Here is a 13982-nt window from a genome sequence, read left to right as displayed (position 1 = left end):
AGCCACTCTTAACAGGTAATGCTGAAGAATTGGCTTACCTATCGGTATTATAATGTAAAACCTACTAAAGTAGAACTTTCTACATGTAGTAATGGCCCAAATAGTATCTATATTTCTTATCAAAAGAAAGGATATTATTTTATACCACCTACTATGTTACAGCAAAAACATAAACAAGGAAGTTCAAAGAAGGAACCATCGAATGGCCAAGTAAGTCTAGGTGTACTAATTCAAAACATACAAGAGCTTGCAAAACCATTAAGTATTACATCCAAGGAAATTCTACTTGCCTATAATCACAATTATAATGCGCAAGCAAGAACATTTGAGGATACGACGATTGGTGGTTTAGAAGGAATTCTAACTAGTTTACAGTTGATTCACGAAGCGAAGAATATCCGTCCTGGAAATGAGAAACAGCTTAACCGGTGGTTATCAGCTCTTATTCCTGGTGATGTTACATCCTTTAGAGAATGGTTACTTCATGATCATACAGAAGCCATTCATCAACTCATACAACAGTTAAAAAAACAACAAAGCGCGTAAAGCTTTGTTTTATAGCAGGAAAACGAATGAACAGGATATGAGGTCTGTTCTTTTTTTATTACTTTTTGGAGGGATTTATTATGAAATTTACTATTAACCGTACATTATTTATTGAAAAATTAGAGAAAGCAAGTGCTACTGTAGACGTTAAAAACCCAATGCCGGCATTACAAGGTGTTTTATTGGATTGTAATTCAAAGGGAATGATTCTAATGGGTTCAGACGGTACAGAAACAGTAACATTAGTAACTCGCTTTAATGTAAACAGTGGGGATTGTACTGAACCGGGGAAGGTGCTTTTTGCAGCTGCTCCGGTACTTAAAACGATTAAGAAATTCAAAAGTGAATTCATCGGTCTTGAACATAAAAACAATGAGCTAAAGATTGTAGAAAGTAAGAAGAAACAATTTAGCTTTTGTACCATGGATCACGAAGAATATCCTGAAATTAAAATCGAAGCAGGGGAAGATTGGATTTCACTTTCACAAGAACAATTTGTATCAATGGCCAACGGAACGTTACATGCTATTCCTGCAATGGATACACGTAAGATTCTAACAGGTGTGAACTTAAAATCAGTTGATGATAAGTTCTTTAGTATAGCAACTGATGCTCACCGTTTAGCCCGTTTACATTTTGATTGTACAAAGATCACTATCGCAAAAGATGGTGAAGTCGTGTTACCAATTAAGTCTCTTAAAACAGCTCTTAAGCTCTTTAATCGTGAAACAAATTTACAATTAAAGCTCATTAGTGATACACAGCTGTTGATCCGTGGCGAAAGTATTATCTATCAGTCTAGATTACTAGCTGGTACATATCCCGATACGGCACGTATGGTACCCGACGAATTTAAAAGTGAAATACAACTATCACGTGAAGAATTTAAAAATACGTTGGAGCAGCTTTCAGCATTTTCTTCCTTAATCGTACTTACGTCAGAAGGAAAAGAAAGCATCCATCTTAAACCACAAAATTCTCAAGTAGGTACTGCAAGTGTAGAAATTCCATGTAATCAAGTAGAAGCATTTACATTGGCTTGTAATGTGGAATATCTGCTACAAGCACTACAAACGATAACTTCTGAAACAATCGCGATAAAAATGATTAGTAATCAGAGACCTATCGTGGTAGTGGGAGCAGAGGATACAACTCACTCTAATCTGCAGTTAATTCTACCGGTTCGCGTGTAAGGGGGCATCCAAATGAGTATGAATCACAGTGACTTCTTTGACTTTTTACAGTCAAAAGAAGTCCTTCCTAATAATCAAGAACTTCGTCAATCCTTTGAATTGATTATAAATGGATTTATTGCGAACGAAATGCCTGATTTAGAAAACATACCATTAGAACATATAGATGAATTTGAAAAGCAATTTGAGCAGCTACGACATTATGTCACGTTTTATAGTGATAATTCATTTCGTATAAATGGTCCAGATTGTGAATTAAAAGAAATGCTACATTTACATCTTTTCACTGAACAACTAGAAGATGTGGAAAAGCAGGGGCTAGAAGATGAGATATTTATTTAATCAAGGAAATGAGATGAAAGTATACATACGGATACTACGCATACAAAAATTAATTCGTAAATATAACATCCCATTCTTAATCAATATCAATGATTTTCACAGGGACAAGTTGCATATCACAAGTGAACTATTATTCGAGTCGTTTGCGCGTTTTAACGAGCAAACAAGTATATTTTGTCACTTTGCCTTTGGAACTGAAGAAGACCTGTTAGATGGGACGTTATTTAGCTCAGAAGACATGTATTCGAATTTCGCTTCGGATATTAGTTCTATGGCTGCGGAAGGATGTTACTTCGATACAGCTGGTTACTATTTATGTATAGGCTCGGAACATATAACACAATCTGATTTTCAATTCGTGTTACATGAATTTTCGTTTAACACCTATCAAAGTGAAGCGTATCCCAGTCATATTTTGATTGAATTTCTAGAGGATGGTTATGAACAGTACTCATTTGATGAATGGGTACTTTCTTATTATGAAATTATAATCCGTCTTGCGGCAATGATTCGAGAAAAGACGAAGGGGAACCAGGTATGAAATTATTATTTACATACAATCACCAGAAAGTAAGAAAGTATCTACTTTCGTTAAAAATGCAAAAGAATGCTCACTTACTGCATGAATTACTTGCAGATAAGAAGCATGAAGAAGAAATCTATATATTAGATTGTTTAGAGCACTCAAGAGAAATAGACTTCAGTAAGATTTCAGAACGATCCATTCAACAAGTAATGGCTACTGTTTCTTATTTAGAGGAAGACTCGAATTTCCCAATTGGTTTAATTGATTCGAAAACCTTACTTGAAATAATTATGATTGCGGAAACATCTTTAGATACTGATCTTTCCTGCTTCTATACATCGCAATTCTATCTTATGGAGATATTTATACGTATGTATAAATTGGGGATTCCTGTAAAAGATTATTACCCAACTTATTTAGAACAAGATAATTTCGAAGAATACGATTGTGAGGATTCATTTAAAAGCTGGGGTGATGACTTACTTCAAGATATGAAATTACATCACGAAGAGGTAGATAGCGACGATAAAGATACCTTAATCCAATATTCGAATTTATTTCATATATCTATGGATGAGATAAACCTTATTGTTGAGAATGCATGGAGTCCAATTGGTGAAATGCTCTCTAATATCAAGATAGAGAATCAAAGTTTCTTTCAGTCAATCCAGAATCAGTTTGATATACGTATGCTTTACCAAGCTGATGAGGAAAAACTTTACCTTTTCTATGATGATGATACATATTTTCCAGCAATTAAACGAATTGAGATGTTACTTCGTATCTTTGAAGAGATACAGTTAACAAAAAATATAGCAAATTAGTACAGAGGGCCAAAAAATGAAGAAATTATTTAGCTATTCATCTAATGTAGCGATGTCAAACTACTTACTATCACTTAAGTTAAACAAAACTTATAGCATCGTTAGTTGGGAACAAATTAAACAAAGATATCAAGAGGAAATATATATATTAGAAAGCCTTTCTAAAGATATAGAAATAGATTTCAACAAAATCTCTCATGGAACAATTAGTAAAATCCAAACTTGTGTGGACTTTCTAGATGAAAACCAAACAATAAGGTGGGAGGACATAGAATCAACAGATACGATTGTCATCTTCTTACTTTCCATGAACCTATTAAACATAAATCTATCTAAATTTTATTCATGTCAATTTCATATCTTACGTTACTTTAAAAGCATGCATGAGCTTTCGATTGATGTAACACAGTATTCTCCCTCGTATTTAGACCGAGAGAATATCTATGAATTAGACCATGAAGAAGGATTTATAGAATTGGGTACGGACATGATCGAAGATATGGGCTTAGAAGCTTTTCCAATTGATGAAGAAGAGTATGAAAAGCTCTCTACACTATTCGACATACCATTAAAGGAAATAAAGGAAGCAGCAGAGGACACATGGGGTGCTATAGCTGAAACAATAGACGGCATATCACCGAAGCATAAAGAAAAAATTTCTAAATTACTAGATTGTTATCCAGTGCAGCATTCTTATCAAATTGATGAAGAATCTCTGTATCTCTATTATGGCCAGGAACCATTATACGGACCATATAAATTTGAGATGTTACTAGATTTAGTGGAAACAATCTATACGCAGGGGGACATAACAAATGAAGACAGTAGCAATATTTGATGCTTTAGAGCCAAAAGGAATTGTAACCATTCAGCAATTTAACAACGAATTATCACGTGGAGAAACTGCCGTTACTTTTAAGGACTTTTATTTAGCTTTAAAAGAAGTTATGGAGCAGGGTACACAAGATAATACTCATTACTCTAGTGGCGTACTCCCAAAAGGTTGTATAAAACACGAGGTGTTATCTAAGAGTGGAGATAAACAAGCTGTTTGGATTGAAGTACCAAAGGCTCAGTGGGATATTCATTTTTTTGAACGACCGTTTCAACAAGTAGGATTTCCACGTCTATTATTTCGTTATACGGTGTACCAAAAACGAGTTACGAATATCTCTGTCTTTGCTGTAAAAGAAGATATGGAGTTAGAAGAAGGAATGAAATTATATCAATTTCCATATTCTAATGTTCATCCTAGTGGATCTGTATGTACAGGTAGAGTTGTGATACCTGAATTCCGGACTTTAAAAGATTTAGAAACATTTCATGTTTTATTTTTTGCAAGTTCTTTTAATCACGACCTTACACATACTCATACGGAACCAGTTGGAGAGCTATTTAAACGATTTGAAAACCAAAGTTTTGATGATTCTATTTTAATGGAATCGGAAATGACTTTTTAATACACGCTCTTTAGAGTGATTGTTTATTAGAAGCAGGGGAGTATTTATTAAGAATAATAATTTTGTTGGAGTTTAGATTATAAACATTGGATCCAACATGCTTAGGAGGAAATACGGTGTATTTAGATTATGAAACACGAATGAGAATTGAGAGAGAAAGACAACGAATTATTAAGTTTTTAAACGAGAAGGGTATTACACAAAATTCAGATGGCAAAAGAGTCAATGATTTACCACTTTGGCCATTAACTTTAATGGAAAATAAGTTACTGGCAGACAGTAATTGAGTACATCGAATTTCTGAAAATAGCAGAACTATATATAAGCAAAGATACTAGGAGGATTTTTTATTATGACAAACTTATTCGATTTTTTTGATATGGAAACACAAGTAGAGGAAACAACAGTACCAGTGAAAAAAGCTGCTTCAGAGCAAGCTGCTGCTAAAAAAGAAGAAAAAAAGGAAAAAGCAAAGAATAAGACAAAGGCTAGTAAGAAAGCTACTGGTTCAAAATCTACAGATTGTCTAGATAAAATCAATACAACAACGGTTGTTCGTCATGTAGTATTTGGAGATATACCGTTAGTAGATTGGTTTACAGAAGAAGAAATTACACATGGAATTGCTGTTCAAAATGGAGATTCCACAGATGTAAGAAAAATAGAAGCAGAGGACATTCGCGTAAAATTAGAGCAACGCTATCCCTCATTTGTAAAAGGCTTAACTGTCATTAAATTTGATGAGGATACAAATGCACTACTTCCGATTTTAACTGTCGGCGCAAAAGGAGCAAGTATTGTAGAAGGACAATCCATTTCAGATTGTCCTTTTTCTTTTCTTAGTACTTGGCTGAATCACTTTTTACCTGGGGATTTTATTCCAAGAACTTTATTAATGGACTTTATTATTATTGCACAGGCCATTTCTCGTAAATGTGATTGCGAAGTGCATGCCGATGTCTATTTCAATAAAGAGCGTGGTTATTTTATGGACTTTCCACGCCAGCAGATAGCAACTGAAATTGTAATCCCAGAAACGAATATAGAGATGCAGTCTATCGCTATGAAAGTTATGGAGATACACAGTCATCATCGTTTCTCTGCTGAACCAAGTGATTTAGATGATCAAAGTGAACGGGCTCCTATTCTTTATGCAATTGTTGGCAGAATAGAGGATGTTTTCCCTGAACTACGAGTACGCACTTGTATAGATGGAAAATTTCATTCTATTAATCCTAACTTTATATTTGCAGGAGAATATGCAACAAAAGGGATAAGCCAAGATTACGATTTAAGTAGGATCACACTTTTAAAATAAATACACAAGGGGGCGTAAAAGAGACATATTTTTATGTCTCTTTCTTTATTATGACAACATTAAAAACAATTCACGTTTCAATGTTTACAAAGATAAAGCAATACATGTTAGTTCTTACAAAGAATAAACAAGCAATAGAGGAATCGCATGATGACTATAAGCTATTTCAATTTATGTGCAAGTTAGAGATGAATCACATATATGAAGCATTAGAAGGACAGAGGAAGAATACTCATATTGATTTAGACACACATCAAGAATATGTAGACACGCTTGTTGTGCAGTTGAATTTACTTCAATATGTTGTAGGCATTGTGCAAGAGGTAGGAGTCATTTATGCTGCATCGATACTAGTGATGCATTCATTTGACTTGTATACCGTGCATAGGCTTACAAATTTATCGATTCCATTTCTACGAAATTTAGAGAATACACTATCAAAAGAAAAATAGGGGGCTATAAAAATGAGTATTGTTATTGATATTGCAGAAGGAAAGAAGATTGTACCACATATTGTATTAGTAGGTGCTGGAGGAAACGGAGGATTAATTTTACAACATATTGCTCAAATGATGAGTATTTTTCAATTGGATGGTGAAATTGTAGTTGCAGATCCAGACACGGTTGAAGAAAAAGTGCGCCCATAAGGGCCTTGTAAACTCTGATTTAGTAAATCAGCGGGTGAAGTGAAACAAGATAACAACCCGACACCGGTAGCCTTATCCGTAATCGAAAGTGAACGGGGAGTGTAGCATGGCTGCAACGGGATAAGTCACTCTAATGTCATGAGTGCGACTGAATTTCTAGGTGTACCGTGGTAAACAAGGTTGAATGCTAAACTGCGTGAAGGATAAATCAAGGGGTCTTATCGACGACCATATCGAAATAGACATTGAAACGATATGTCTCTAGTTCAGCTCATCTATTTTTTGTGGAGAGAGGTGTGTTTCACACTAGAGAACCAACTAAAGTACATTAGTAAAGATTGAAAGTCCCAACCGACATTACTACAAACTATTTACAAGGTACTAAATGGGGATTACCTAAGTGGAAGCGCCATTTATGGCTATAGAGGATGATTTCAAGGTAAAAACCAAGAAATGTGGCTCTTGAATATTCCATATGGTAACGGAGCCTTCGTAGTAGTCAGAGATAGGGAAAGCCTATCACACTAACGTATGACAAATTACGTTAGGTCATGGTTGTGAAATCAGGATGGCGAAGGAAGGTAGTCAATTAGTTCATGATGATAATAAACAGGAAGGAAGCGAGATGCTGATGAGAAATCCAGTTTATGTATTGAACACCTTGTCGAAGAATACTATTAAAGAAAACTATAAGTTCAAAAGATTATATAGAAATCTTTATAATCCAGAATTCTACTATAAAGGTTATCAAGAAATATATGCCAATCCAGGTAATATGACCAGAGGAACCATAAATAACACTGTTGATGGCTTCTCAAAAAATAGAGTATCTAAAATCATCAACAACATTAAAAATGGTAACTATAAACCTACTCCTGTTAAGCGAGTATATATTGATAAAAAAGGGAGTAAGAAAAAACGTCCTCTTGGGGTACCGACATTTGACGATAAACTTGTCCAATTAGTAATAAAGTATATCTTAGAAGCAATTTATGAACCAAACTTCTCTGAGAACTCACATGGATTCAGGAAAAATAGGGGTTGTCATACAGCTTTGAAACAAATTAAAAAGAGTGGTAATGGAACTAAATGGTTTATTGAAGGTGATATTCAAGGTTTCTTTGACAATATCGACCACCATATCCTAATTGACCTACTAAGAAAACGTATCAATGACGAAACACTCATCGGATTAATATGGAAGTTCCTAAGAGCTGGGTACATGGAGGATTGGCAATTCCACAAAACATTCAGTGGAACACCACAAGGAGGGATTCTCAGTCCTCTTCTTGCCAACATATATCTAAACGAACTAGATATATACATGGAAAAATACGCTGAAAAGTTCGGAAAAGGTCAACCAAAAGACAGAGAAGTTGATAAAAGATATCAATACTTACACCTCAAAATAAAAAGAGGGCGTAAGAAAGCAGACTTACTAAGAGAACAAGGTAAACACAATGAAGCTCAGGAATTAATCGAGCAAGTCAACGAATGGGTTAAGGAAAGGGGACAACGTCCCTACTACAATCCAATGTCGGATAAATTTAAGTCACTAAAATATGTTAGATATGCTGATGACTTTATTGTAATGATAATCGGCAGTAAAGATGATGCCAAAGCCATTAAATCTGATATAGCTCAATTTCTCAATGAAGAATTAAAATTAACTTTATCAGAAGAAAAAACACTTATCACCCACTCTAGCAAGAAAGCAACATTTCTTGGATACAACGTCAATATCACTAGAAACGAGTTATTTACCAAATACTCGGTGAAAGGTGCAAAAAGAAGACATCACAATCTAAAAGTAAGACTTGAAATCCCCCATGAAGCATGGCGAAATAAATTACTTGCCCTGAATGTTTTAGAAATGAAGTATGTGAATGGGAAAGAAACTTGGAAACCAAAGCATAGACCGGAAATGGCACACCTAGATGATTTGGAAATACTACATAATTATGTATTACAGATCAGAGGGATGTACAACTACTACAAATATGCAGTTAATTCAACGGTACTCCAAAAATTCAGTTACGTTCTAGAATACAGCATGTATAAAACATTCGCCAATAAATATAAAAGCTCAATCGGAAAAATTAAGGGGAAATATTGCAAAAACGGTGTATTCATAGTCAATTACAAAGATAAAAAAGGCAAACAACACTCTCATTCTTTCTACAGGGAAGGATTTAGAACGGTTGATATAACTAAGATGAAAACACAAGAAAATAACATCGACAACTTGTTAGCCTCAAGAGTTCATATGTCAACAACTAGTCTTATGGATAGGTTGTCAGCCAACAAATGTGAACATTGTGGTAAAACCGATTCTAACTTAGTAATGCACCATGTCCGAAAAATGAAAGATGTTGAGAAAGGCAAAGCCAAATGGCAAAAATTAATGATTGCCCGTAGACGCAAAACATTAGCCGTATGTGAGGATTGCCATAATGAAATTCACTATGATATGAGAGTAGAACTTATAGCGAAAAACAGAAAAAAATAACTTTGACAAGCAATTGATGGAGAGCCGTATACTCTGAGAGGAGTACGTACGGTTCGGTGAGGGGTTTTGAGAAACCTATCATAGCAATATGACAAGGCGCTCGCTTCCTACTCTACAACCTTGGAAATCAACTCTTTATTCGACCTGATGTTGGTAAATACAAAGCAGAAGTACTCGCTCGTCGATATAAAGCTGGCTATAACGTTCCTATCTCTTCCTTTACGTCACAGTACATAGAAGACATAGAAACAATGCAGCAGTTGTTTGGTAATAAATATGATTTATTAAAAAAACAACATAAAGACGACTACTTGTATCTGCCAATTGTAATTGGGGCAGTAGATAATATGTTTTCTCGTGAAGTCTTTCATCAATTCTTCCATCAATCGGATAATCTTCTTTACATCGATGTAGGGAATACAGCTGTAACCGTTCCTGATAATTGGAGAGAAGTAAATAAAAGACATTGGACACCTCAACAAATAGCTGATTATAAAAACAGTGGTTATAACGGACAAGCAGTATGTGGAGTTAAATTGAATGGCGAGGTCATTCTTTCACCGCTTGGTGATTTATTTGCGGATGCTTTTACGAAAAAAGAAACGGCTCCAAGTCAATTAAGTTGTTCCGAATTAGCTGCTTCAGAACCACAGCGCGTTATTACTAATAAGTTCGCTGCCATGACTGTTGCTCAATTCGTCAACGAACTCTTTGATGAAGGTACTGTATCGAATCACTATATCATTTTCCAGGCTCAAAAGGCTTTTATGAAAGCTGCACCAATTGAGGGGTAATGATATAGGAGGGGACAAGATGAGAGTGTATCAATTAGATTCCACTCAATTGCAACACAGTTTAACACCAACAAACATGTGTAATGGTGTTCTACAATACTACCAATATAAACAGTATACCGTTGTATCTGTACTTGATTTATCAAAGCAAGATTCCGAAATGATACCATTGCTTCTGGCTTGTTTAGCAGAGGCTTTGATTCATTTCAATCCGGATTCTTTTTTAGCGAAGGATGAATCTAGCATTTTATATTGGTGTAGAAAGAACTTTAAAGGATTTCATAGTATCTCTGACGATGGATTTTTACAAGATTTCAAGCAGATATACGAATGTTATCAATCATTGCAGAACGTTGGGAAACAAGAGAAAAATATAAAAATAAATATGTAATAGCAGGGAGAAGTGAAATGTATGTATAATATAATCAAACGTCAATATAATTCAATTATCCAAGAGGTGATTCGGATTAACGAAGAAGTACAAAGGGAATTAAACCTATTAGTACAAAAAATTTGTGAAACCGTGTCTTCTGTCCAAAAAATAATCCTTTTTGGCTCTCATGCTTATGGCACACCAAATGAAGATAGCGATTTTGATCTTTGTATTGTTGTGGATGGTGTAGGAGCAAGAAAAAGGGAAGTCATTAACCGTATTAATTGGGGTATTTACGATATAATGGAAACACCAGTTGATATTTTAGTGTATGGACCAGAAGAGTTTCAAGAACGTGCTAATCGCAATGTAACCATGGAGCACAAAATTGCACTAGAAGGGAAGGTCCTATATGAGAAATACTGAGGATCTAAAAGAGTGGGTATTTATTGCAAAATCTGATTTAGATTCTGCTGGTTACTTAACTCACATGAAACCTTTCCCTACTGCAATTATTTGTTATCATAGTCAACAATGTGTGGAAAAACTTCTAAAAGGGTTTCTTGCACTAAACGGTAGACCAGTCCCTAAAACTCATAACCTTTTAATGCTGCACAAATTGTGTCGGAAATTAGATGAGGAGTTCTCATTGATTTTAGAACAGTGCGTGCAGCTAAATGGTTATGCTACAGACATTCGTTATCCGTATTTTGAAGCACTTACTGTTCAAGATGGATTAATCGCTATACAACATGCTCAAAAAGTAATGAGCTTTTATATGGAAAAGTTAAACAAGTTGAATATACATGAAATCACAGTTGATTAAAAATAGAGGATATACACAAAAGAGAGTGCCTATTAAATAGGGACTCTCTTTTTCTATCTAAAAACAGAGGAGGCATGCTCCATAGTAGTATGAAATGATACTTTGCTATGGGGATAACAATATAATGATGGATATATATAAAGAAATTAAAGAGGAAATGAAAAAAGTCTATTTATCTCGCGATTGTTGTTTTGTAGGTTACAGTGGGGGGAAAGATAGTTCTGCCATGTTGACGTTACTATGGGATGCAATTGCTGAGCTACCACTAGAGCAACGTACAAATCCAATTCATATCTTAACTTCCGAAGTTGGAGTAGAAACACCTGCTATGACGGCTTATATCTCAAGGACATTACAAAAGATCCAGGAGAATGCAAATGAGCAAAACCTACCATTTGTCGTTCATGGTGTGAAACCACTTATGAAAGAATCATATTGGTATAAGGTAATAGGCAGAGGCGTTTTACCACCGAGCGGAAACAGTAGATTGAGATGGTGTACTGACTCTCTCAAGGTCAAACCGATGCAGCGAAAGATGAAAGAAATCTTAATAGCTTCTCAAACTACTACTGCAGTAGAATGCTTTGATGAATATGATGGTGTACTTATGCTGGCCGTTCGTAATGAAGAGAGCGCTCGAAGAAGACATAGTATTCAAAAGCATGAGATAAGTAATGATTCCTTATTTTCACGTCATAATGATATGAAGAATATCCTCTGCTTTAATCCAGTTAAATTTTTAACCGGTGATGAAGTATGGATGTTACTTTTAGATAGAGGGATACTGCCTTTTGGTGTGGATGTGGAAGAAATGAGCATACAGTATGGACAAGCTATGTTTGAATGTGGCATAAAAACAGGTGGGAAGCAGCAGGGAAATGCTTGTGGAGCTGCAAACTCACGTAGTGGATGTTGGACTTGCCTAATGATGAATGGTGAGGATAAAATGTTGACCCAGCTAATAAGTGAGGGGTATACGGACTATGCTTATCTACAATCCTGGAAAAGCTTCTTACGTTCGATTAGAAACGATATTCGGTATCGGAATGTAATGAATAGACGAAGCCTGCAAACGCTCCTTAGAAACGAAAATAAAAGGGATTCAGACTTGTTTTCCATATGTAATCATGTTGAATATGATTATATTATGTTTGATCGTACAGAAAAGGGAGACTATGCACCAGGAGGACTAACAGTAGAAGGTAGAAGAATGCTTTTAGAGTATCTACTTTATATTCAACAAGAAATGAATACGAGTCTTATATCTGAAGAAGAAATTGAGGCAGTACTACAAGGCTGGTATGACACAGATGGTATTCGCGTATATCGAGATGAATTGGAGCCAATACATCACGCATGTCTTGGTGAATTGGTGTTCAAACCTGATTGTACAATAAATGAAGAAAAAACGACGTCTCCATTCCCTGTGTTTTTCGTGGAAATTGATGTTCATTTAGGGAAGCAGGAGATATTTCGTTGGATGAAGGAACGACAGAAAGTTACGCAGCAGAGTTTTTTCTTTTTCCCTTCAAATTATTCTAATGATTCTACAAAGCTTACATGGAACAAACTAACCTTTGTTGTATCTAGATTTGATATAACAGAAGCAAGAGATGCTGAACGCATTATACGTCAATGGTTAGGTATGACGATGTACCATGAAAAGGCAGAAGCACAACATAAAAAGATGCTTGTACAGCTGTTCATTCATTCTATGAAGAATGAACAATTATTTAATCCGGATGAATTAGAAAATACGAAGATCCTATATACTACAGAGTTTATAAGTAGGCTCTCTCGATTGCTAGAAACAGAGGAGTTGCTATCCGAGGAGACTAATCACCTCTTTGCAAAAATACTTAAAGAAATGGCTAACGAAACATTTCTTATAGCGTGATATATAAATAATAGATATATTTAGAGAGTACCTATTCAATAGGTGCTTTCTATATTACAAAGGCAAGAGGAGATTTTAATGGAATTTAAAAAACTTATGAAGTATATAGAAGAGAATAAGGAAGAACACTTTGATGAATTAATTAAAGAAAATGAAAACGCAATTAAAGAAATCGATAAAAAAAATGAGAAGAAAGCAGATTTTTAAAAATAGTTATGATATTTACCGAAGAACTATTAGAAACGTATAAATATAGGATTCAAGGAGGATACTTATGACTGAAATTAGTTTAAAAGACAGATGTATTCAAATTCTAGCCACAATTCCAACAATAGTATTTTTTATTTGGAGCATGTACTACTGCTTTCAGCTATTTGTAGGAAATGAAATACCTGGAGTAAATCCTATTACAAAGTTTATACTTGGGTTGATTACACTGTTTATGGGAATAGGCGGACTTATTAATTTAACTAAGCCTAATGTAGATGCTGTCGAGTTCTCCCTAAAGACACTTTGCGGGTTACTTGCAATTGGCTTTATATTAGGGTCAGGACAATTTATAGATATCGTAAAAGTAGTCATTAATTCATTGTAAAGAAATCATATATTTTTTAGTACCTTTTAAAAGCCCAATTATATTTTATATATAATGGTCTTATCCCTGTCAAGTAGACAGCATTAAAAAGACTAAGCAGCCATCGAGATTCGATATTCTATCGGAGCTCGA

At 34.9% G+C, this 13982-nt stretch carries 18 protein-coding genes and 1 pseudogene; all 19 read left to right on the top strand.

Annotated elements, in window-relative coordinates; genetic code table 11:
* Window positions 1-18: 18 nt before the first annotated feature.
* On the top strand, window positions 19-546 hold the full coding sequence (locus PDQ33_RS14280) for a hypothetical protein (protein WP_000917103.1): 528 nt from the start codon (window positions 19-21) through the stop codon (window positions 544-546).
* Window positions 547-626: 80 nt separating this feature from the next.
* On the top strand, window positions 627-1739 hold the full coding sequence (dnaN, locus tag PDQ33_RS14275; RefSeq protein WP_000673198.1) for a DNA polymerase III subunit beta: 1113 nt from the start codon (window positions 627-629) through the stop codon (window positions 1737-1739).
* Between the two features lie 12 nt (window positions 1740-1751).
* Window positions 1752-2081: a hypothetical protein gene (locus tag PDQ33_RS14270; RefSeq protein WP_000062335.1), complete on the top strand. Its 330-nt coding sequence runs from the start codon at window positions 1752-1754 to the stop codon at window positions 2079-2081.
* On the top strand, window positions 2065-2622 hold the full coding sequence (locus PDQ33_RS14265) for a hypothetical protein (RefSeq protein ID WP_001269722.1): 558 nt from the start codon (window positions 2065-2067) through the stop codon (window positions 2620-2622). The genes PDQ33_RS14270 and PDQ33_RS14265 overlap by 17 nt, the downstream gene beginning before the upstream one ends.
* Window positions 2619-3431 (top strand): hypothetical protein, encoded by an 813-nt coding sequence (locus PDQ33_RS14260; protein ID WP_000770659.1) that lies wholly within the window; start codon window positions 2619-2621, stop codon window positions 3429-3431. Before PDQ33_RS14265 ends, PDQ33_RS14260 begins: the two co-directional genes overlap by 4 nt.
* Window positions 3432-3447: 16 nt before the next feature.
* The gene (locus PDQ33_RS14255; protein WP_000732880.1) at window positions 3448-4269 is read left to right on the top strand and encodes a hypothetical protein; all 822 of its coding nucleotides are present in this window, start codon (window positions 3448-3450) and stop codon (window positions 4267-4269) included.
* Window positions 4247-4891 (top strand): hypothetical protein, encoded by a 645-nt coding sequence (locus PDQ33_RS14250; RefSeq protein WP_000859312.1) that lies wholly within the window; start codon window positions 4247-4249, stop codon window positions 4889-4891. The genes PDQ33_RS14255 and PDQ33_RS14250 overlap by 23 nt, the downstream gene beginning before the upstream one ends.
* Window positions 4892-5007: 116 nt before the next feature.
* Entirely contained in the window at window positions 5008-5178 is a 171-nt protein-coding gene (locus PDQ33_RS14245) for a hypothetical protein (RefSeq protein ID WP_000280379.1), read from the top strand.
* A gap of 65 nt (window positions 5179-5243) precedes the next feature.
* A complete protein-coding gene (locus PDQ33_RS14240) occupies window positions 5244-6209 on the top strand; it encodes a hypothetical protein (protein WP_046199363.1) in 966 nt (321 codons plus the stop codon).
* 50 nt (window positions 6210-6259) lie between these two features.
* The gene (locus PDQ33_RS14235) at window positions 6260-6661 is read left to right on the top strand and encodes a hypothetical protein (RefSeq protein ID WP_061531289.1); all 402 of its coding nucleotides are present in this window, start codon (window positions 6260-6262) and stop codon (window positions 6659-6661) included.
* A gap of 12 nt (window positions 6662-6673) precedes the next feature.
* Window positions 6674-6856, top strand: coding sequence for a hypothetical protein (locus PDQ33_RS14230; protein ID WP_000029266.1), 183 nt, complete (start codon window positions 6674-6676; stop codon window positions 6854-6856).
* 631 nt (window positions 6857-7487) lie between these two features.
* Complete coding sequence (locus tag PDQ33_RS14225) at window positions 7488-9365, top strand: reverse transcriptase domain-containing protein (RefSeq protein ID WP_033656444.1); 1878 nt, start codon at window positions 7488-7490, stop codon at window positions 9363-9365.
* A 116-nt stretch (window positions 9366-9481) separates the two neighbouring features.
* Window positions 9482-10159 (top strand): annotated as a pseudogene (locus tag PDQ33_RS14220) (ThiF family adenylyltransferase); the annotation flags it as partial.
* A 19-nt stretch (window positions 10160-10178) separates the two neighbouring features.
* Entirely contained in the window at window positions 10179-10550 is a 372-nt protein-coding gene (locus PDQ33_RS14215; RefSeq protein WP_001267127.1) for a hypothetical protein, read from the top strand.
* Window positions 10551-10571: 21 nt separating this feature from the next.
* Window positions 10572-10958 (top strand): nucleotidyltransferase domain-containing protein, encoded by a 387-nt coding sequence (locus tag PDQ33_RS14210; protein WP_000282335.1) that lies wholly within the window; start codon window positions 10572-10574, stop codon window positions 10956-10958.
* Window positions 10945-11358 carry a HEPN domain-containing protein gene (locus tag PDQ33_RS14205; protein ID WP_200730789.1) on the top strand — a complete coding sequence of 138 codons (414 nt, stop codon included), beginning with the start codon at window positions 10945-10947 and terminating at the stop codon, window positions 11356-11358. The genes PDQ33_RS14210 and PDQ33_RS14205 overlap by 14 nt, the downstream gene beginning before the upstream one ends.
* A 124-nt stretch (window positions 11359-11482) precedes the next feature.
* Window positions 11483-13255, top strand: coding sequence for a phosphoadenosine phosphosulfate reductase domain-containing protein (locus PDQ33_RS14200; RefSeq protein WP_061531290.1), 1773 nt, complete (start codon window positions 11483-11485; stop codon window positions 13253-13255).
* A gap of 78 nt (window positions 13256-13333) precedes the next feature.
* The gene (locus PDQ33_RS14195; RefSeq protein ID WP_256943800.1) at window positions 13334-13462 is read left to right on the top strand and encodes a hypothetical protein; all 129 of its coding nucleotides are present in this window, start codon (window positions 13334-13336) and stop codon (window positions 13460-13462) included.
* A gap of 67 nt (window positions 13463-13529) precedes the next feature.
* Window positions 13530-13850, top strand: a complete 321-nt coding sequence (locus PDQ33_RS14190; RefSeq protein WP_061531286.1) for a hypothetical protein — start codon at window positions 13530-13532, stop codon at window positions 13848-13850.
* The last annotated feature ends 132 nt before the right edge of the window (window positions 13851-13982 follow it).

Origin of the sequence: Bacillus cereus group sp. Bc031, from assembly GCF_027716265.1 — a bacterium.
Lineage (GTDB): Bacteria > Bacillota > Bacilli > Bacillales > Bacillaceae_G > Bacillus_A > Bacillus_A paranthracis.
This window is presented reverse-complemented; position numbering and strand designations above follow the sequence as displayed.